Below are 19,904 nucleotides of genomic sequence, written 5' to 3' on the forward strand. Positions count from 1 at the left end.
GGATGCTGAAACAAGTTCAGCATGACGGGAGAGTAGGTTGAGCTGGGCCAAGGAACTAGAAGAACTGCGTGCACGAGAGGCTCTCGCCGAAGAAATGGGGGAGCGGACAAGGTCGCTCGCCAGCATTCGCGCGGCAAGATGGATGCGCGCGCTCGGCTCCAAGCCATTTGCGACCCCGGCTCCTTCCGCGAAATCGGCAAGATCGCTGGCAAAGGCCGCTATGACGAAAACGGTGATCTGCAAGGTGTCACCCCCGCCCCCTTCCTCTTCGGCAAGGCCACAGTAAACGGCCGCCCCGTTGTCGCCACAGCAGATGACTTCACCATTCGCGGAGGCGCTGCGGATGCGGGCATCAAGCGCAAGATGGTGCAGGCAGAGCAGATGGCGCATGAGCTAAAGCTCCCCATTATCAAGATGATCGACGGCACCGGCGGCGGCGGCTCGGTCAAAACGCTCGAGCAGATCGGCGCGACTTACATTCCGGCAGTTCCGGGATGGGGCGATACGGTAAAGAACCTCGATACGGTGCCCGTGGTGGCTCTGGCTCTTGGCCCGACCGCTGGCCTTGGCGCAGCGCGTATCGCGGCTAGCCACTATTCGATCATGGTGCGCGGGCTCTCCCAATTGTTCGCAGCAGGCCCCGCCGTGGTCGATGGCTTGGGCGAGGCGTATAAGAGCGCGCAGGACCACCAGCAGGCCAAGGAAGAACTCGGCGGCGTCGATATTCACACCCGCAATGGCGTGGTCGATGATGAGGTCGCAAGCGAGGAAGAGGCCTTTGCAAGGGCGCGCTATTTCCTCTCCTTTATGCCAGAACACGTCGGCCAACACGCCCGGCGCGCTGAACCCACGGACCTGGTTGACCGGCGCGAGGAGGCGCTGCTCTCCCTCGTCCCGCGCGATGACAAGCAGGTGTATTCGATGCGCCGCGCGATGGACTTGATCCTTGATAAAGGCACTGTGTTTGAGATCGGCAAGAATTGGGGCCGCGCGGCGATCACCGCGCTTGCCAGGCTCGATGGTTGGCCCGTCGCGGTGCTTGCGAGCGATCCGAGCTACCTGGGCGGATCATGGGAGGCGAAAACTTCCGAAAAGGTCGAACGCTTCGTCAAACTCGCCGACCAATTCCGCCTGCCGATTGTGCATCTGGTTGATAACCCCGGCTTTATGATCGGGCGCGAGGCGGAAGAGGCGGGGACGATCCGCTACGGTGTGCAAGCGATGAACGCGATCTACCGCGCCGCCGTACCGCTTGCGAGCGTCGTGCTGCGCCGCGCTTACGGTATTGCGGGCAGCGCCATGAGCAATGCAGACCTTTACCAATATCGCTATTGCTGGCCATCGGGTGATTGGGGCAGCCTGCCTATCGCGGGCGGATTGGAGGTCGCGTATAAGTCGGAAATCGCGGCGTCCGATGATCCCGAGGCAGAGCTTGCCAAGATCAAAGAGCGCCTCAGTAATGTCACATCGCCCTTCCGCTCAGCCGAGCTTTTCAACGTCGAGGATATCATCGACCCGCGCGACACGCGGCCCTTGCTGTGCGAATTTGCGGACCTTGCTTGGCGGCGGCTTAAGGCGGATAGCTAAGCACTACCCATTGGGGCGAGTGAACAGCTTGCCCTTTTCGCTGAAAAGAACAAAGCAAACCGTTGTGAGCGAGCACAGTACCATCGCTGTCGCCAATGGAAAAGCGGTGCCGTCATAGTAGGCGCCAATCACCGCGCCCAGTGCGCCCCCTGCGGTCATGCGCAAAGCGGTGTGGATCGAGCTTGCCGCCCCTGCGATATGGTAAAAAGGCTGCATCGCGATAGAGCCAAAGTTCGCGCCGACAAAACCCAGCATCGCCATGTTGATGCTCAGAAGCGGCAGAAATTCCCATAAGGCCTGCTGCCCGTCGCTCGCTGACCACATCTGAAGGCTGGCCGAGACAATGAAGGCGAAGAGCGCGGTTTGACTGACCCTCCGTGCACCGAAGCGTTCAACGATGCGCGAGTTGAGGAAGTTGGCAAGCACCATGCCCAGCACACAGCCGCCAAAGATAATGGCGAAATAGTCGCCCATGCCAAAGCTCTCAGCGATCAATTGCTGGGAGGAATTGAGGAAGCCGAACAGCGACCCGAACACAAGGGCAGAACCGATGACATAGCCAATAGCGCTTCGGTTGGAGAGCGCCTCAGCCATGTTGCGCGCGATCGTTCCGGGGTTGATGGCTTGCGCGTTTTCAGGCGTCAATGTTTCCGGCATGCGGAAATAGGCCCAGGCCCCGACGCCAATGCCCATAATTGCCATAAAGCCGAAAATCGCCTTCCACCCGGCCACCATCTGGATCAATTGTCCAATAGCTGGCGCAATGAGAGGCACGACCAAAAAGGTCATCATGATGAGGCTCATCAGCTTTGCCATTTGATCGCCGCCCACCCGGTCGCGCACGATGGCGGCGGGAAGCACGCTAAGGCCCGCAGTGCAGAGCCCCTGCGCAAAGCGTATCATCAAAAGGCTTTGAAAATCGGTCACAAACATGCAGGCGAGCGAAAAGACAATATAGGTCGCAAGCGAGATGAACAGGATGGGTCGGCGTCCGAACCTGTCGGCCAATGCCCCCGGAAAAAGTGCCCCGATCCCTGCGCCAAGAAAATAAATCCCGATCACAAGCTGGCGGTCATTGCCTACCGCTGACAGATCGCGCGCAATATCGCCAAGCGCTGGCAACATCGCGTCAATGCCAAACGCCTGAAGGCTCATCAACATCGCCATCAGCACGATCAATTCGCGCTGTCCCAGCGGTTTTCGCTCAGTGTTTGGGTGAAGGGACGCAGGCATCGTGCGGCTGTGCACGTTAGCGTTAAGATTGGCCACAATTTGTTGCGCATAGGTTTGAAATGGGCCGGCTTGCGCTTGGCTCAACGCTGCACCAGCCCTGCCCTTTCCTCTGGCGGGGAAAGTCACTAGTTTGGCGTTGATGGCTGGCGATGCTCAAAACGAAGATGAATTGCCCGATGAAACGGCAGGTCTCAGGAAGATCATCCATGTCGATATGGACGCGTTTTTTGCAAGCGTTGAGCAGCGCGATGATCCGGAACTGCGCGGCAAACCCGTCGCGGTGGGCGGCTCCGGCGGACGCGGGGTTGTCGCGGCGGCAAGCTATGAGGCGAGGCGGTTTGGCGTGCGGAGCGCGATGCCATCGGTGACGGCTAAACGGCTGTGCCCTGACCTTATCTTCGTTCGTCACCGCTTTGACGCGTATAAAGAGGCCAGCCGGATCATCCGCGCGATCTTTCACCACCATACGCCGCATGTGGAGCCGCTTAGCCTGGATGAGGCGTATTTAGATGTGACCGAGGACCGGCTTGGTATCGGCAGCGCGACGCGGATTGCAGAACTCATTCGCCAGGAAATCCGCGCCAAGACAAAGCTCACCGCAAGCGCGGGCATCTCTTACAACAAGTTCCTCGCCAAAATTGCGAGCGATCAGAACAAGCCCGATGGCATGTGCGTGATCCGGCCGGGTGAAGGCGCGGATTTTGTGGCCTCGCTTCCGATCCGGCGCTTCCACGGCGTGGGCCCAAAGGCTGAGGAAAAGATGAAGCGGTTCGGAATTGCAACAGGCGCAGACTTGGCGACCAAGGATATTGCTTTCCTTCGCGCTAACTTTGGGAGCTTTGCTGACTATCTTTACCGCGCGGCCCGCGGCATCGACCTGCGGCCCGTTCGCGCGCACCGGGTGAGAAAATCTGTCGGGGGGAGCGCACCTTTCGCGAGGATATCTCTAGCGGCAGCATGCTGCGCGAAACGCTGGAAAATACGATAGACTATGTCTGGGACAGCATTGAGCGCACAAAAGCGCGCGGACGCACGGTGACCTTAAAGGTCAAATTCAACGACTTTAAAAATATGACCCGCTCAAAATCGGCCACGCACTGGATCGAGACAAAGGATGAATGGGCCATGCTTGCCCGCGAGCTTTTGGAAGAAGCGCTACCCCTGCCCATGCCGATCCGTTTGATGGGGCTCACCTTGTCCAACCTTGATCACGGCCAAGAGGAGAGTCCCAAGGAAGACAGCGCTCAGCTTTCCTTGCTGTGAGACGCCTTGTAATCGCGCCACATCGCCAATCGCTTAGGCACGGCGCGGGTGAGCGATTGTGGCAAAGCATCGGGTGCAAAGAACCGCGCCTCCAGAATTTCCCGTCCGTCAGGTTTGAGGCTTTGCGAGACTTGGACGGTGAACAGATGCGATGTGTGGGGAGAGCCTGAAAGCGTCTCGTTCAAAACGCCCAGCGGCGTCAGCTCGGCCACCTCAAGGCTGAGTTCCTCGCGAAGCTCGCGCCGAGCGCAATCCTCCGCATCCTCGCCCGCCGTGATGCCGCCTGCTGGGAGGCCCCAGTGCGCTCGGGCCATAAGAGTGCTTCAAAAGCATCACTTCGCCCGCTTCATTGGTGACGATCACACTGATCCCGCAAATCGGAACTTTGCGCCATTTGCGCCAACGATGGCGGACCTTGTGCGCGGCCTGCAAAGCCGAACGGTGCAGCTTAGGCGGCAGGACCGCCCCCGCGATCTTCTCCATCAGGCGAAGCATGTGACCTGCTGTTTCGCAGCCCCTAACAGGCGTGCAATGGGCAGATCGTGCTCACCTGCCATAGCGGCTTTGAACACGCCCAACTTATCATCACCCCGGATCACAAACATGACCCCTGCACTGTTCAGCAATGCAGGGATGGTCAAAGTGATTCTGTCGAAGGGCGCTTCGGGTGGAAGTGGGTCCGGCGTGAGGCGGCGCGTACGCTGTGTGTCATCCAACTGCGGGTCCGTGTTCGGGAAAAGCGAGGCGATATGTCCATCACCGCCCATGCCCATCCAGCACAGCGCGAAATGCGGAGGCTCGGCCTCTTCGCTGAGAGCCACCACTTGAACACCAACCGGTTCGAAGATCGCTCTGATCTTTCCTGTATTCGACGCTTCATGATCCTCTGGCACGATCCGGTCATCACCCGGCCACACCGCAATGCGCGGCCAATCAAGTGGTGCCGTCACCAGCTCTTCGAATATTGGAAAAGGCGTCGAGCCCCCCGGTACGCTGATCGCGATGTCGCCCTGTGTAACGGCGAGCGCAGCGCTCAGCTTACCCGCAATCCACCGGGCAATGTCTCCGGCGCTTTGGCCGCTTACAAGTGTCACATTGTCCATGCCATCTACGCATAGCAAAAGGGCCGCTTCCCGCGAAACGGAAACGGCCCATATGCTTTATGAATAGGATTTCATGTGTCTGTGCCGGATCAACCCAGCGTAGATTTCAGGAACCACACGCGCTCTTCAGCAGCGTCAGTCCAATCGTCAATCATGCCGTCGGTGGCGTTGTCGCCTGCGGCCTCGGCAGTCTCTTTCATCGCTTTAAGGCGCGTGACCAATTTCGCGTTGTCATCGCACAGCTCGGCGAGCATTTCCTCAGCCGAAAGGTTTGCATTGTCCTGATCTGCGATTTGGGTGTGCGCTGCGATAGAGCCGATGGATGTCAGCGTATCGCCGCCAATCTTGCGGGCGCGCTCAGCGATCTTGTCGATCTCATCGCGGATCTGGATGGCCTGCTCGTCAAATAACAAGTGTAGGTCGCGAAAACGCGGGCCAGTCACATGCCAGTGAAAGCTCTTGGTCTTCACATAGAGAGCGAAATGATCGGCCAACAGAGCATTGATTTCTGCAACCATTTGGGTTGTTGAATTGTTGTTAGGGTCAAGCATCGCTTATCTCCTTTTGCTTTGTCGGGCCAACAGTATAGCTGGCTGCCTTCACAACAAGAAATGGGTGCTAAGCGATGGATTTAAAGGTCTTTTCCGATAGAAAGACCAATTCGCAGTGATCGTATAAATCGGTCACAGGAACACGAAACGAGCATTCAAGCCGATCACAATCCCTGCAACAAACATACAAAAAGCAAGCACGAAGCGGACCGTGCGCAGGGGCAGTGTTTGCAGTGTTTGCGCGCCCAGCGACCATCCCAGAACCACCGCCGCACTCCCTGCCAAAGCCCCTCCGATGAGCGCGGTGGTCGGGAACACCGCCCATGCGGCAAGCGCAAAGATTGCAAAGCGTGCCGCGTCCTGCATCTGGCGAAACACCAGCACGGCGGCAATCGCAACGTAAGAGCGCGTTGGCTCTTTCATGGGCTTTACTTTGACCGGCCATGCAAGCTCCACGGCCCCTGCGATAAGGGCAAAAGCGACCAGCATTTCCGCCGCGCGCCGAGGCAAGATTGCGGCCATGGTGGAGCCAGCATAAGCCATCGCAGTCGCAGTGCCGATAGCGCAAATCACCCCGATGATCAGCAGCGGAACATTGCGCTCCAAGGCGCTGGAAAATTGAGCAATAATGAGCTGCTCGCGCCCGCCAAGCGCAATGAGAAACGTCAGGATCAAGGCAAGCAGAAAGGCGTCCATACAGCGTCTCTAACAGCACAAAATTAAATTGCATCAAAGCGCGACTGGCGCGCGGTCAAATTCCGGGTTAGCGTGGCTTCCAAGAGAAAACGGGAGAGATCATGAAACTCACAGAAGGTATGGCCGCGGTTGTGACCGGCGGTGCGTCGGGCCTTGGCCGGGCGAGCGCAGCAGCGCTGGCGGAAAAAGGGCTTAAAGTCGCGATTTTCGATATCAATGACGAAGACGGCGAAGAGCACGCCAAGGCAATTGGCGGCACCTTCCACCATGTCGATATTATGAGCGAGGAAAGCGTGGAGGCAGGCTTTGCCGCTGCACGCGCAGCCAATGGGCAAGAGCGCGTCACCGTCCACTGCGCTATGGCATCAAAGCGCGGCAAGACCATCGGTTTTGACAAGACCACAGGCGGTTTCAAGCGCCTTCCCACCGAGGATTATGCCTTTGGCGCTGAGGGTATTCTGGTCGCGAGCTTTAGGGTCGCGAGCATCTCGGCGCTCGGTATGGCGAACAGCGATCCGGTAAATGATGACGGTGAGCGCGGGTCGATTACGTTGACCGCCAGTGTGGCGGCGCAAGACGGCCAAATCGGCCAGGTGATTTACGGCTCGTGCAAGTCGGGTGTGAACGGCCTTGTCCTTCCGATGGCGCGCGATTTGATGGACCTCGGCATCCGCGTGAACTCGGTCATGCCGGGGATTTTTGCGACCCCGCTTATGCTGGGCATGAAGGACCGCAATCCGCAAATGTGGGACCAATTGAACGCCAGCGTGTCCTTCCCAAAACGCTTGGGCGAGCCTGAGGAATTTGCCTCGCTGATCTGCGAAATTGCGGGCAATTCCTATATCAACGGCCACCAATTCCGCCTTGATGGCGCAATCCGGATGCCGCCAAAATAAGCTGAGAGATCGTCAAATGAACGTTGAGTTTTCACCCGAACTCGAAGCCTTCCGCGCCGAAGTCGCCGAGTTTTTCGCTGCCGCCCCTACGCCTGCAATCCGCGAGGCTGGGCGCAAGACCACGAGTGTCTTCGCACCCTTCGACCAATGCATGGAATGGCACCAAATCCTCGCCAAAAAGGGGTGGTCAGCGCCGCATTGGCCGGTCGAGCATGGCGGCACCGGGTGGAGCGTGGAGCAGCGTTTCATCTTTGCCGAGGAATACCGGAAGGCCGATCTTCCCCCACTCCTCCCGCAAAGTCTTGGCATGGTGGGGCCTCTTTTGATCGACATTGGAACCGAGGAGCAGAAGGCGAAGTATCTCCCGCCAATTCTCGCCGGCTATGATTTCTGGGCGCAGGGGTATTCCGAGCCGGGGTCCGGTTCTGACCTCGCCTCGCTCCAATGCCGGGCCGAGCCTGATGGTGATGACTACATCATCAACGGCTCCAAAATCTGGACCACTTACGCGCACCACGCCAACCGCATGTTTATGCTGGTGCGGACCGACAATTCGGGCAAGAAACAGCAAGGGATCACCTTCCTCCTTCTCGACCGGGTGGATTATCCCGGAATGGAAATCCGCCCCATTTACGGGCTCGATGGCTTCCCTGAGCAGTGCGAGGTGTTCTTCGAGGACTGCCGCGTTCCCCAATCGGGCCGCGTGGGAGCGGAGAACGATGGATGGAGCGTTGCAAAGCATCTGTTGAAGCATGAGCGCGGCGGCTCTGCGGCGTCCCCGACACTGGTTCATTATCTCGACCGGGCAAAGGATGCGGCGGCAAAGACCCCCTCACCTTTCGGAGGAATTCTAGCGGACGACCCAGTGTTTCAAAGCGAGTTTGGCGAACTTCACGCCGATGTTGCGAGCCTTGGTCATATGGAGAAGCTTGCGATCAGCGGGCACGAAATTGCCAATGATCCGGCCTACCCATCGCTCAACAAGACGATCAATTCTGAGCTTCTACAGCGCGCCTCAACGCTGATGAGCAAAGTGTCGGGCGTGGGCGGACTTGCGCGTCAGTTGGAGGCGTTGCGGGTGGGTTCCAACGTCGAGCCGCAGGGGAGCGAATTCGACCTCATCTCCATGCCGCTCTATCTAAACAGCCGCGCGGCCTCGATTTATGCGGGCTCAAACGAGGTCCAGCGTGACCTTATCTCGCGCAGTCTTGCGGCAGGAGCCTAAACGATATGGATTTCAGCTTCAGCCAAGAACAAGACATGCTGCGGACAAGCGTCGCAAAACTTTTAGAACGCAGTTACGATTTCGAGACGCGTCAAGCGCTGGTCGCCTCTGATGCGCCATGGTCGGCGGAGGTTTGGGCGCAGTTTGCAGAGCTTGGTCTTACCATGCTGCCCTTTAGCGAGGAGCACGGCGGGCTTGGCGGATCAATTGCCGATTGCGTGGCCTTTGCGGGCACCTTTGGTGAGCATTTGGTGGTTGAGCCTTATGTGGCCTCGACCGTTCTTGCAGGCGGTGCTTTGGCCGCGAGCGGCACTCCATTGGCGCTCGAATGGATTGAGAAACTTGCCAGCGGCGAGGCAACCCTCGCCTTTGCCTATGAAGAGGGCAATGGGACCGCGACACCAGAGCAGGTTTCGGCGACCGCTCAAGTCAGTGGTGATAGCGCAATGCTCACCGGCGAGAAGCGCCTTGTGATTGCAGGAGATGCTGCTGATGCGTTGATTGTAGTCGCGCGGGGGGCGGATACGGGCACACTTGGATTCTACCTCGCCGAAAAGGACGCAAGCGGGCTCACCACTCGCCCTTACAAGACCATCGACGGACGCGCCGCTGCGACCACCGCGTTCGACCAAGTGCCTGCTCAGGTGCTGCTCGAAGACGCGGGCGAGGCGATTGAGACGATCCTTGCAAAGGCCATCATCATCGGGGCTGCGGAGTGCCTTGGCGCGATGAAGGCGCTGCTTACCCTTACCAGCGAATACGCCATGACAAGGAAGCAATTCGGCCAGCCTATTGGCATGTTCCAAGTGGTCGCGCACCGCCTTGCCGATATGAAAATCGCCTACACCAAGGCGCTTTCAACCTTCACCTACACCACCGCGCTCGCCAATTCAGGCCTCGCTACCCCGCGCGATATCGCAACGCTCAAGGGGCAAATGGGCAAGCTCGGCCGCGAGATTGGTGAGGCCGCGATCCAAACGCACGGCGGGGTCGGCATGACCGATGAGCTCAGCGTCAGCCATTACCACAAGCGCATCCTCGCCTTCGATGCGAGCCTTGGCGGATACCAATACCACCTGCGCAAAGTGGGGCAGTTGGCGTGATGACGCAAACAGCTTTTGCGCAGCTGTGTGACTGATCTGAAGCACGGCGGCGAGCGGCGCGCGTCAGAGGCGCTCAGGTGCCGGCCATCAATTGCTACTGGTCGACAGCGCGTTGGTGATCCCAATGACAGAGAATGCCGCGCTTGAGATGGTCGAGACAAACCGCTGCAAATCAGCGCCAGGCGCGGTTGAGACATAAAGCACATCGTCGTCGCGAATGGCAAAATCCTGCATGGAGAAAAGGCTCGCAGGATCGGACAGGTCAAGCCGGTAAATCACCGGAACCCGGCCATCTGCGGTAGTCCTGACGCTCGCATCAAGTTCATCACCAAACGCCTCGCGGTCTTCGAGACGAAAGACAAAGACCCCTTTTACATCAGCGCGGCCATCATTGAGCCCGCCAACCCGGCCGAGCGCCTCAGCCAAGGTCAGGCCCGAGCCATCAAATGGCACCTCAGCGCTTTGACGAACCGCGCCAAGCGCCACAAAACTAAACGGTTGGAACAAAACCGTGACCACATCATCAGGGTAGAGCTGGACATTTTGGGCAGGGTCTTTGACCACGCGGCTCAAAGGCATCGCGACAACGTCGCTGCCGCGCGTGATCTGAACAATCGAACGGTTCACCGGATTGCGTGTGCCCCCGGCGCTGGCAAGAGCATCCAGAACCCGCTCGCCGCGCGCACTCAGAGGCATGCGCCGTGCCTGTGCGACCTCGCCAAGCACTGTCACAGTGGTTTCATTGCGGACAAGGCGGACGATGGCTTGGGGATCATGGGCCCGGCCGCGAAGGCTGCGAACAATGGCGCGCTCTACGTCTGCAACCTTGCGGCCCACCACATTGATCGGGCCGACAAAGGGTACAGATACCGTACCTTCTTCGCCCACGACTTGCTGCGGAATGCCAGCAAAAGCCGCGACTTCGGGCGCAGCACCGATCCCTGGTGACACATTGGTCGCGCCAAACAGCACCGCCGGCGGAGCCTCCCAGATCGCAATATCAAGGACATCGCCGTACCCGATCTCCTCAACCGAGGGAGCGGTATCTGAAAACACTTCGGCAAACTCGAAAGAGCGGCCATATTGGTCGAGCACTGGCAAGCGCACTGCCGTCGAGTTCGACGATCTCAATCCCCTCGCCAAGATAGCTTTGGCTGTCAGCGTCGCGCACATCGCCGCCCGAAGGGCCTGCTGCACCCAGCGTCGAGCATCCTGTTACGAGGAGTGCAAGCATGGCGGCCAGAGCCACCTTTACGGTGCTCCTATTGGACACATGGTCTAGGTTAGTCATTGGCTTCATGTTCATTGCTCATCGTCCAATTTTGGTCCAATTTGATAAACCACCCTAGAGCCATTTACGGTAAAGCGCATCAAGGCGCCTGCGGTAAGCTGCGGGTGAAAAAGTTCGGCTTGGCGCTTGCCCTTATCGGCAAATTCGCGCGCTGCGGTTTCGTCGCTGTCGATCTGGGCAAATGCGCTTGCGATTGACTTTGAATTGTAGGGATCAACCTGAATGCCTGCATCGCCAATAACCTCGGGCAACGAACCCGTATTGGATCCGATCACAGGCGTGCCCAGCAACATCGCTTCAAGAGCAGGCAATCCAAACCCTTCATAAAGCGAAGGAAACAAAGCCGCCTTTGCGCCCCGTATAAGGTTGATCAAAGTGCCTTGGGGACAATAGGAGAGCTGAATAATCCGCGATTTTCCGCTGCCCTCGGTTTCTTTGAGAAGCCGAAGTTCTTCCTCCGATTTCCACGCTCGTGCCCCGACGATCACAAGCGGCGCTTCCACGCCGCTGGCAAGGTAGCCCTCGATCATGCGGTGGATGTTTTTCTTAGGCTCAATCGAGCCCCAAAAGAGGTAATAGTCGCGGTATCCAAGGCCAAAGCCTCCCTCAACAATGCGCGCGACTTCCACATCGCTAAAGGCAAGCGCAGCATCAGGCAGGGCCACTGATTGATAGGTGTTCGTGATCCGCTCCTCGGGCACGCCCAAGAGGTTCGTAATATCGCGCTTTGAGCATTCCGAGACGGTCACAATATGGTCTGCTCGTTTCGCAATCTGCTTCACGAGCTTCAGATATGAGCGCTTGTTGTCGAGCGTTGTGTAAGGCAGGCGCAGCGGCACAAGGTCGTGCATTGTATAGATATTCGCAGCATTCTTGACCGCAATCGGCAGCGGATAGGTCCAATGCGCAAGGTCCACCGATCCGGTGGCTGAAGCAGGCCCAGATGAAGGCCCAAATGAAGGCGCAAATGAGGGCATGGTGACGGAGGAAAAGCCGCGTCCAATCGCAAATCCGGCATTGGCACTGTGAAACATGTCTTCGCAATTGAAGATGCGCTGACAGGTAGGAAGCCTTTCGGCAAAGGCGGTTGGCACCACTTGACCTGACAGATCAAGCTCGCGGGGATGGTGCTGAAACGGGCTGCGTGCGCCGCTGCGCACGGCGCGCGCAATTTTTTGCATCCTGCTTGTTTTCAGCGGTACGGGATCAAAGAAACTGATCTCTTGGAGCAAAGGCTCATCGCTGCGGGCAATAGGCTGTCCGTACAAAACGGAGACCTCATGCCCCAGCCCCGATGCCTCATGACACAGATTGCGCGCATAGGTAGCGATCCCTGTGCCTTTGGCCATTGCCAGATTGTATCCGTCAATAAGGACCGAGCCCATGGTTACGCGCCCTTGCGAACCAGAATGCCGAAGGACGTGGTGGTCCATTCGGCGATCTGCAATTTGAGATGGGGTTCCTGAGTGTAAGGCGGCACATCAATATGCTGGTCTGCGGGCTGGTCGCCTGTCTCAAAATTGAAAGCAACCTCGTGCCCTTTGCGCGCGAGACGCTTGCCCAGTTTCTCAAAATCACGGCGGCGGAAAAGCACCGTCGATGTGTCGTCAAGCGTCTTCACATTGGAGGAGCAATTGAACTCTGTCGTATGCACGGCCAGACCGCCGGGTCGCAGGCAATCAATCGAATTTTCGATGAACTGAAGCCCCTTGTCGATTGAGCCCAGATGCTCAAGCGCGCAGGCCGACCAGCAAAAATCAAATTTGCCCGCTGTATCAGGGGCGATTGCATTCATGTCCATCGAGCGAAAATTGACCAGCCGCTCAAACTCTTCGGCTGCGCAAATGCGGCGATTGTTCATCGCATTCTTGCTCGCCGCATGCTGATCCGTCTCGATCCAGCCAAGCCCTTGCGCATGCTCAGGATCAAGATCGGTCCCAAGAATGCTCACACCGTTCTTCGCAAACAACGCAGGCAGCGGCTCTCCTCCGACACCAAAGCCGATGCCAGAACGGCCCGGTTTGATCATGTCATTGAGGTGGAGGCACTGGAGGATATAAACAAACTCCCACTGTTTGCGGTGCAGCCAGGGCTTTTCTTTAAAGCGCGCGCACCAATTGGCGTAGATTTCAGATTCCATCTGCGCCTGCGTGCACGCCTGCGACACCGGCGCATCAAGAGTGGGCGTGCCATCGGTCACGCTGAAACCCTTCGGTGAGCCGCCCGCGCCCAAATCGCCAAGCGCATCGAACAAATTGTACAGTCGGTCTGCTATCATAACCCATCTATCAAGCCGCTCTAAGGCAAGCCCATACGTCCTTTAAGCAAACCGCTCTTGCAAAGCGGCTTGTGTCTTGGGCCAATTTGCAAAACCACCGCTCGCAACCAAAACCGGCAGCGCTTCTGCCATGGTTTCAATCATCCGGGCTGCTTTGCGGATCCCCTTTTCGCTTTTTTCAACCTCAGCAATCGTCACCAGATCGCTCGCCCAAAGCTTAGGCGTTTTCGTAACGGCCCCGCGCAAAATCAGCTGCTTACCATAAGCCTTGAGGTCATTTCCGGTTTCGAGCCAGTCACGGTGCATTTTGGCAAAGCGTTCATCCTTGATCATTTCGGCAAGGCAGGTATCGAGATCATCGCATTCGCGCATCAAATGGATCAGATCGCCGCGATCCAGTTCCTTTATCCCCCATGCGCAGCGTCCAAAGATGTTCACATCGGGAATACTCAAAGGCTGTTCATCAGTGGGCCCAGAATGCGGCGCCTTCAGCGGCTTTTCGGCGGGGAAGCGTTTCTGCTTTTTAAGCACAAAATCCATGAACTCAGCCGTTTCACCCACCGACTGTCCAAGCGCGCAGGCCGTGCGATAGCCGATCTCAGCCAGCTCAAAATCGCCCGCCTCTTTGACCGCATGCGCCCACTGGTTCCAGTAAACCCCGTTGAATGGAAATAGCTCAAAGGCTTTCTCAAACACCTGCCGGCCCTCATCCCACTTCTTCGCCTGCATGGAGATGTCAGCTTCAAGAACCAGGTTGAGGAATTTCTCATCGTGCAGCGCGGTTGAGTTGGTAACTTCGATGATCTGTTTGCGCGAGGTGGCGGCCATCTCCGGTTTGGCAGCAGAGGTGATCTGTTTGTCTGCGATACCAATTTTGGTGCGAAATTCGCTATAGGCCTCTTCGAAATCGTCATACATTTTTAGCTGAGCATCATGCAGCAGAGCGAATTTGTTGCAGTTGTTGCTGATATAGCCGACGTTGTGCGAGACGATGATCATTGCCCGGTCAGCGCGCCTCTCGAACAGTTCATAATTGCACCGCGCATGAAAACGCGCATCGCCCACCGCGCTCACCTCATCAATGAGGAAGCAGTCGAATTCGGTGATCATCGAAATCGCAAAGGCGAGCCTTGCGCGCATGCCAGAAGAATAGGTGCGCACCTCCTCTCGCAGGTAATCGCCAAGCTCTGAGAAATCCTCGACGAAGGCCAGATTTGTCTCAAAATCCTGATTGTAGATGCGGCTGATAAAGCGGACATTATCAACCCCGGTCAGATTTTCCTGAAATGCCCCGCCAAATGCCAGCGGCCATGACACGCTCATATCGGCGACAACTCGGCCCGAAGTCGGAAATTCGGCCCCGCTGATCAAACGGATAAGGGTGGATTTGCCCGCACCATTGCGCCCCAGAATGCCGAGCTTTTCGCCTTTCTGGAGCTCAAAATTGAGGTTCTCCAAAACCAGCTTTTCCCCAAAACGCGTTGGGTACTTTTTATAAAGGTTCTCAACCCGGATCATCCCGGCACCACCCGGCGCGAAACGTAGCGCAAGAACAACAAAGCGATGACCGACAAAACGAGATTGAAGACGATCAGATAGGACAAATTGTAGATAGGCGTGATCTTTGACCCGAAATATCCATCACGGATAAATTCCACCCCGTGAACCATCGGCAGGTACAGCACGATTTCCTGAAACCGCGTGGGCAGAGCAGAGACCAGAAATGCCGCCCCTGACAAAGGGAACATCAGATAGGATGCCGGGTGCCAGAACTTGTCCACGAGCTCGCTGAGATAAGACAAAGTGCCAAGCGCAATAGCCAAAGCAGCGCCAAACCACGCCATCAACAGCCACCCTCCTGTGACCATTAACACGTCTTCTGGTGGCTCGATCCATTCGATCGCGATAAAAACCACTCCCAATGTCATAAAGGAGATGGATGCGCCCCCTGCCTCAAGAAATATTCGCGAGAGATAGATATCAAGCGGTTTGATATTGCGGTGATACAGGAGCGCCGAATTGGCTCTGATCGCGCCAATTGTTCGCCCGGGCATATTGCGCCACAAGAGAACCGAGGAATAGCCTGTCAGAGCAAACGCAGCGATGGGCAGATCGCTTCCGTGAATACTCTTGGTGGCCGTCCACAAGGCCGTCACACCGAGCGTAAAGAGCATCGGCTCCACAAACAACCACAAAAAGCCGATATTGTGCCGCCCATAACGAGTGATAACCTCACGGATCAGCAGAGCGCCAAGCACGCGGCCTTGGACCGCCAGGCTCTCACGCAGTGGAGGTTTTTGATAGGCGTCGGAAGACATCAGTCGCGGTGCTCACGAACGCCAATCATCAACATTGTCAGGACGCCCCATGTAAGGAACCCCAGAACGAGGGTCGCAAGAATGCTGCGAATACGGCGCGGCTCTTCTGCAAAGTCTGGCGTACTGGGATCAGAAATCCGCTCAAGATAGGTGCGCTTGCGGCGTGCCTCGGCCTGCGCCTCTTGCAACGAGGCCAGCGCAATCGCCAATTGCTGCTCGGCAAATTCAGAATTTACCGTCAATTCCTGATAGCGCACCATCGCATTAGAGAGCGAACCGCTTCCACCGGTGAGGTCTTTGCGTGTCCGCTCGATTTCCGATTGAAGCTGGCGGATCTGGGTCGTTAGAAACGGAATTTGTGAGGCTTGCGGCGTGTAGGTTTGCAATTGACGAAGCTGCGTTTTTGCAGCGATCAGCTGGTCTTGAAGCTTGCCCACCATTTGCAGGCCAACCAAAGATTCCTGCGCGGGGTCCACAATGCGCTCAGCGCCGCGATATTGCGCAAGTTCGAGCCTTGCAGTGCGCGCTTTATCGGTCGCCTCATCCACTTGTTTCTGCGCCAATGACAAAGTGTCATCACGCGAGCGTTCTGAAAGGCTGTTCACCAGAGCCTCAGATTGGAGCAGCAGGCGCGAATTGATTTCCTGCGCCTCTGAAGGGTCATAAGCGCTCACCCGCAAGGTCATCACTTGACCTGACAAGCCTTCTGCAACCGCCACTTTGCCAGAAAAATAATGATAAAGCTGTTCTTTGCTCTCGCCCCAGATTGTCCCGAAGCGGTCGAGGTAAAAGATATCGGGGCCGGTGTAGGCTTCCTCGACGAACTGATCCTGATTGGCCTCCTCCAAAGCGCGCCTTGAGAGGATATATTGGCTGATAGTTGCATTGCCTTCAGCACCGCCCCCTCCGCCGCCGCCAAGCCCCGCGCGGCCCAGAACTGCGCTGATCGGGGAGGCCCCCTGCTGTGAGGGGGTGCGCACCACAAATCGGCTTTCCGAAATGTAGACGTCATTCGTCAATATCCCGAAATAGATGATCGAGATAAGAGTTGGGACAATGACCGTTGCGATAAACAACGGGTTGATGGCTTTCAGACGGTCTAACACTCGGCTTGCATACTCTTCATTTTCACCGGCTTGTCCTGAGACAATCGTTCCAACCAGGGATCTATGATCTCAAAGTGGTTTTGCCAGGTGGGGGGAACAAATCGCCCCATCATGTTTAATTGTTGATCACGCTCATGATCTGTGAAAGCAAAGCGGCCAATCGCGTGTTTCCATGCCCCTTCATCAGCAACATCTAGCAGCTTTGGAATGCCTTGCCCAATCTCTTGAAAGCTGGGGATGTCATTGGCTATCACCGGGGTTCCATTTTGCAACGCCTCGACCACGGGGAGGCCATATCCTTCGGCATGGGTCGGCATCAAGAGCGCGCGCGCGCCTTCCAAAAGTTCGCCGATTTCGGCGTCGTTGGCACCGATTTTGAACTGCACCAGCTCTTGTATCGTCGGCATCGCATGATAGGCCTCAAGGATCGCTCCGCTTTGCGCGCCTTCTTGGCCAACGATAATCAACTTTGGGCAAGAGGCTCCAAGTTCTGCGGCAAGCTTCTCCCACACGCGCAGCAACATGGTGTAATTCTTGCGCCGCTCAATCGTACCGATACACAGGAAATAGGGGCTATGCTGCGGGCTTTGCGGCGAGGCCAGTACCGGTTCGGCAGCGGGCGAGGTTTCACCCTCGACAAATGCGGCACCTGCAAGAGGCGCAACTGTCACAGGAGGAAGTGGGCTGCCGCGTTTTTGCGCAAACTTTTCAAGCTCAACCTTGGTCGCATTGGTGTTCACAATCGCGCCAAAGCCATGCTGTAACAAGCCCCGCACCCGGCCAAAATGACGCTTCGCCGCATGCGCGCTGGTTAAACTTGGGTGGGTGAGCGGGATCAGGTCGTGTAGAAAATAGACGCTGCGCAGATTGCTTTTGGCGACCCACCGATGGTGGGTCGGCAGATCAAAATCGGTGTGGCTGGGGTTGATGTAGATCCGCCCCCTACCTTCAATCCGCGAAGGAGAACGGGCAAGCGCCAGAGGTGCGAAACGAAACAGTTTTGAGCGGAACCCCGCACCGGGCTGCAAAAGCAAATCAAACAAGGTCGCAGAATCTCTGCGGCTGAAGACTTTCACCACGCCGCGGTGCTGCACCACAGCCCGCGAACGCTCAGAAAAATGGCGCGTGTAAGCCTCGCACACCCGGTCAATCCCGGTCGAGCGCCGGTTGCTCCAGCTGCGCGCGACAAGCCGCGTTACATCAAGCAGGATTTCATCTGCACTCAAGACGCGATCCCCAATGCAGCAGGCCGCATTTCTTCCTGCGCGGCCCAAGAAGCAGCCTCCTGGCCGAGCAGCGAGAAACGCTCATCCAGCAATTTTTCCGCCATCTCATGCGCTTTGGGATCGTCAACATCCATCCACCAGCTCGGCCCCTCAAGCGCGGCGATATCGAGCGTCGCAGCGCGGCCCTGATCAGCCAGCCGCTGCATGCCGTCTGACAAAGAGCCCTGCTTACCCGACGCAATCGCAGCGCCAATGGCATCCGCCAGAGCAGGCGTTGCAAGGAAGGCTCCGCAATCAACCGCGTCATATGCGGTTAAATGCTTGCCAATCGCGGTGATGAAGCCATCGCCGCGCATCGCCACCCAGGTCGCATCATCTGGATCAACAAGTTCGCTCACCGTCTGCGTGTCGATGGCAAGGGTTACAGCGGCATCGCAGCTGCCAGGGTGACCTTTATCCTTTTCAGCAAGCCCCTGAAGAATTCCGGTGGAAAGCAAGTGATCGCACATCACGAGTAAATAATTGCCCGAAATGATGCTCGCCCCTGCCATCACCGAATGGCCATTGGGTTTTTCCCAGTCATCAACCCGTTTCGTAACGATTTCACAGCCGGTCCGAGAGCGAATTGCGATAAGCGCATCCTCGATCAGGTCGGCTCGGTAGCCAGTCACAACCACCACACGGCTCACTCCAGCGCTTACCAACTGACGGCAGGCAATCTCAAGCAAAGAGACGCCCTTCACCATGGCAAGCGGCTTGGAGGGAGCGAGGTCTCTCAGCCTACTCCCAAAGCCTGCGGCAAGAATGAGACCGTCCATCGTCGATCCTCTTTGACTATTTGATAAGCGCGTGGCGCCGGAGATCACTCAGCCGCTTCAGGCAGGCTGGTTTGATATTGATCGAGCAGGCTATTGGCCACATCCTCAGGAATTTGCTCGGGAGGATGTTTGCAATAATAGGCAGATGGCAGCGTTAAAGCGCCGCTCTCATTGCGATCAAGAGCTTGTTTGCAAAAACGAATTGCATCAACAACGCAAGCCGCCGCATTCGGACTGTCTTCAACCGACAGGCGCAGCTCCAAATTCATCGGAACCTCACCCCACTGCGTGCCCTCAACGCGCAGGAAGCAGACTTTATTGTCTTTTTGCCATGCCACGTATTCCGAGGGGCCGATCAGAATGTTCTCATCCGCAAGTCGGGTCGCAAGCGCGGCCTGCACGGCCATGGTCTTCGATTCTTTCTTATCGCTCAAACGGTCGCGGTCGAGCATATTCATAAAGTCGGTATTGCCGCCGGTGTTGAGCTGATAGGTGCGCTCAATATTAGCGCCGCGCGCAGCAAACAGGCTCGACAAAGCGCGGTGCACGATAGTCGCGCCCACCTGCGCCTTAATATCGTCGCCCACAATTGGCAGACCCTTTGCCTTGAAACGCGCTTCCCATGTTTCGTCGCTGGCAATGAAGACAGGTATGCTGTTCACCACCGCACAGCCCGCTTCAAGCGCGCATTCCATGTAGAATTCGGTTGCTTTTTGCGATCCCACAGGCAGGAAATTGACCAATACATTAGCCTGCGATGCACGCAGAGCCTCGACGATCTCTTGCCGTGAGACCGCCGCATCGCGGTCGGCAATCGAAAAGCCGCGCTCGCCCGCCTGCGTCATATGGTCCGCTACACCGTCAAGCGCAGGCCCCCGAATGACTGTCACCCCGCACGGTTCCATGTCGGGGTTAAAGGCCGCTGTGTTGTTAGGCTTAGCGAAGATCGCTTCTGAGAGGTCTTTGCCCACCTTGCGGTCATCAACGTCGATGCCAAGCACGAATTCGATATCGGACACTGTGTAGCCGCCCACGATTTCGCGGATCAGGCCATTGGTCGAATTGTTTGATTTGTAAAACGCGACACCTTGAATAAGGGAGCTTGCGCAATTCCCCACACCAATGACTGCGACTTTAATCGAATGCATTTTACTTCCTAGAACACCCAAAGATACGACACGCAAAAACGTGATGCTTCATGCCCCCTCCC

The 19,904-nt window shown here is 57.0% G+C and carries 18 protein-coding genes and 2 pseudogenes; 5 read left to right on the top strand and 15 right to left on the bottom strand.

Going from position 1 to position 19,904, the window contains the following annotated elements; all coding sequences use genetic code 11:
- Window positions 1–37: 37 nt before the first annotated feature.
- Window positions 38–1,587, top strand: a pseudogene (locus AC0V60_RS09765) (acyl-CoA carboxylase subunit beta).
- A gap of 3 nt (window positions 1,588–1,590) precedes the next feature.
- Here AC0V60_RS09765 and AC0V60_RS09770 read toward each other — a convergent pair.
- Window positions 1,591–2,856 (bottom strand): multidrug effflux MFS transporter, encoded by a 1,266-nt coding sequence (locus tag AC0V60_RS09770; RefSeq protein ID WP_486178279.1) that lies wholly within the window; start codon window positions 2,854–2,856, stop codon window positions 1,591–1,593.
- A gap of 103 nt (window positions 2,857–2,959) precedes the next feature.
- On the opposite strand from AC0V60_RS09770, the pseudogene dinB reads away from it, so the two are divergent.
- Window positions 2,960–4,083, top strand: a pseudogene (gene dinB, locus AC0V60_RS09775) (DNA polymerase IV).
- On the opposite strand, the gene AC0V60_RS09780 reads toward dinB, so the two are convergent.
- The 4 genes from AC0V60_RS09780 to AC0V60_RS09795 all read right to left on the bottom strand — a co-directional run bounded on the left by AC0V60_RS09780 (window position 4,065) and on the right by AC0V60_RS09795 (window position 6,433).
- The gene (locus AC0V60_RS09780) at window positions 4,065–4,397 is read right to left on the bottom strand and encodes an NUDIX domain-containing protein (RefSeq protein ID WP_486178280.1); all 333 of its coding nucleotides are present in this window, start codon (window positions 4,395–4,397) and stop codon (window positions 4,065–4,067) included. The pseudogene dinB and the gene AC0V60_RS09780 overlap by 19 nt on opposite strands.
- Before the next feature lie 168 nt (window positions 4,398–4,565).
- Entirely contained in the window at window positions 4,566–5,186 is a 621-nt protein-coding gene (locus AC0V60_RS09785; protein ID WP_486178281.1) for a 6-phosphogluconolactonase, read from the bottom strand.
- A gap of 89 nt (window positions 5,187–5,275) precedes the next feature.
- A complete protein-coding gene (locus AC0V60_RS09790; RefSeq protein ID WP_486178282.1) occupies window positions 5,276–5,737 on the bottom strand; it encodes a Dps family protein in 462 nt (153 codons plus the stop codon).
- 132 nt (window positions 5,738–5,869) lie between these two features.
- A complete protein-coding gene (locus tag AC0V60_RS09795) occupies window positions 5,870–6,433 on the bottom strand; it encodes a TMEM165/GDT1 family protein (RefSeq protein WP_486178283.1) in 564 nt (187 codons plus the stop codon).
- Window positions 6,434–6,534: 101 nt separating this feature from the next.
- On the opposite strand from AC0V60_RS09795, the gene AC0V60_RS09800 reads away from it, so the two are divergent.
- The 3 genes from AC0V60_RS09800 to AC0V60_RS09810 are packed head-to-tail and all read left to right on the top strand — an operon-like array spanning window position 6,535 to window position 9,657.
- Window positions 6,535–7,329, top strand: a complete 795-nt coding sequence (locus AC0V60_RS09800) for an SDR family oxidoreductase (protein ID WP_486178284.1) — start codon at window positions 6,535–6,537, stop codon at window positions 7,327–7,329.
- Between the two features lie 16 nt (window positions 7,330–7,345).
- Entirely contained in the window at window positions 7,346–8,554 is a 1,209-nt protein-coding gene (locus AC0V60_RS09805; RefSeq protein WP_486178285.1) for an acyl-CoA dehydrogenase family protein, read from the top strand.
- A gap of 5 nt (window positions 8,555–8,559) precedes the next feature.
- Window positions 8,560–9,657 (top strand): acyl-CoA dehydrogenase family protein, encoded by a 1,098-nt coding sequence (locus AC0V60_RS09810; RefSeq protein WP_486178286.1) that lies wholly within the window; start codon window positions 8,560–8,562, stop codon window positions 9,655–9,657.
- An 87-nt stretch (window positions 9,658–9,744) separates the two neighbouring features.
- Here AC0V60_RS09810 and AC0V60_RS09815 read toward each other — a convergent pair whose 3' ends face one another.
- From AC0V60_RS09815 to AC0V60_RS09860, 10 genes are read right to left on the bottom strand one after another with little or no spacing between them, the layout of a single operon-like run.
- On the bottom strand, window positions 9,745–10,752 hold the full coding sequence (locus AC0V60_RS09815; protein WP_486178287.1) for a polysaccharide biosynthesis/export family protein: 1,008 nt from the start codon (window positions 10,750–10,752) through the stop codon (window positions 9,745–9,747).
- A complete protein-coding gene (locus AC0V60_RS09820; RefSeq protein WP_486178288.1) occupies window positions 10,685–10,948 on the bottom strand; it encodes a hypothetical protein in 264 nt (87 codons plus the stop codon). Before AC0V60_RS09820 ends, AC0V60_RS09815 begins: the two co-directional genes overlap by 68 nt.
- 11 nt (window positions 10,949–10,959) lie before the next feature.
- A complete protein-coding gene (locus AC0V60_RS09825) occupies window positions 10,960–12,333 on the bottom strand; it encodes a glycosyltransferase family 4 protein (RefSeq protein WP_486178289.1) in 1,374 nt (457 codons plus the stop codon).
- A gap of 2 nt (window positions 12,334–12,335) precedes the next feature.
- On the bottom strand, window positions 12,336–13,226 hold the full coding sequence (locus AC0V60_RS09830) for an SAM-dependent methyltransferase (protein WP_486178290.1): 891 nt from the start codon (window positions 13,224–13,226) through the stop codon (window positions 12,336–12,338).
- 42 nt (window positions 13,227–13,268) lie between these two features.
- Complete coding sequence (locus AC0V60_RS09835) at window positions 13,269–14,744, bottom strand: ATP-binding cassette domain-containing protein (RefSeq protein ID WP_486178291.1); 1,476 nt, start codon at window positions 14,742–14,744, stop codon at window positions 13,269–13,271.
- Window positions 14,741–15,544 carry an ABC transporter permease gene (locus AC0V60_RS09840; RefSeq protein ID WP_486178292.1) on the bottom strand — a complete coding sequence of 268 codons (804 nt, stop codon included), beginning with the start codon at window positions 15,542–15,544 and terminating at the stop codon, window positions 14,741–14,743. The genes AC0V60_RS09835 and AC0V60_RS09840 overlap by 4 nt, the downstream gene beginning before the upstream one ends.
- Window positions 15,544–16,650 (bottom strand): KpsE/RkpR family capsule polysaccharide export protein, encoded by a 1,107-nt coding sequence (locus tag AC0V60_RS09845; RefSeq protein ID WP_486178293.1) that lies wholly within the window; start codon window positions 16,648–16,650, stop codon window positions 15,544–15,546. The genes AC0V60_RS09840 and AC0V60_RS09845 overlap by 1 nt, the downstream gene beginning before the upstream one ends.
- Window positions 16,644–17,876 (bottom strand): glycosyltransferase family 4 protein, encoded by a 1,233-nt coding sequence (locus AC0V60_RS09850; protein WP_486178294.1) that lies wholly within the window; start codon window positions 17,874–17,876, stop codon window positions 16,644–16,646. The genes AC0V60_RS09845 and AC0V60_RS09850 overlap by 7 nt, the downstream gene beginning before the upstream one ends.
- Entirely contained in the window at window positions 17,873–18,694 is an 822-nt protein-coding gene (locus AC0V60_RS09855) for a phosphocholine cytidylyltransferase family protein (RefSeq protein WP_486178295.1), read from the bottom strand. Before AC0V60_RS09855 ends, AC0V60_RS09850 begins: the two co-directional genes overlap by 4 nt.
- Before the next feature lie 44 nt (window positions 18,695–18,738).
- A complete protein-coding gene (locus AC0V60_RS09860; RefSeq protein WP_486178296.1) occupies window positions 18,739–19,842 on the bottom strand; it encodes an inositol-3-phosphate synthase in 1,104 nt (367 codons plus the stop codon).
- Window positions 19,843–19,904: the final 62 nt, after the last annotated feature.

The sequence above is a fragment of the Erythrobacter sp. S259 genome, assembly GCF_057364965.1.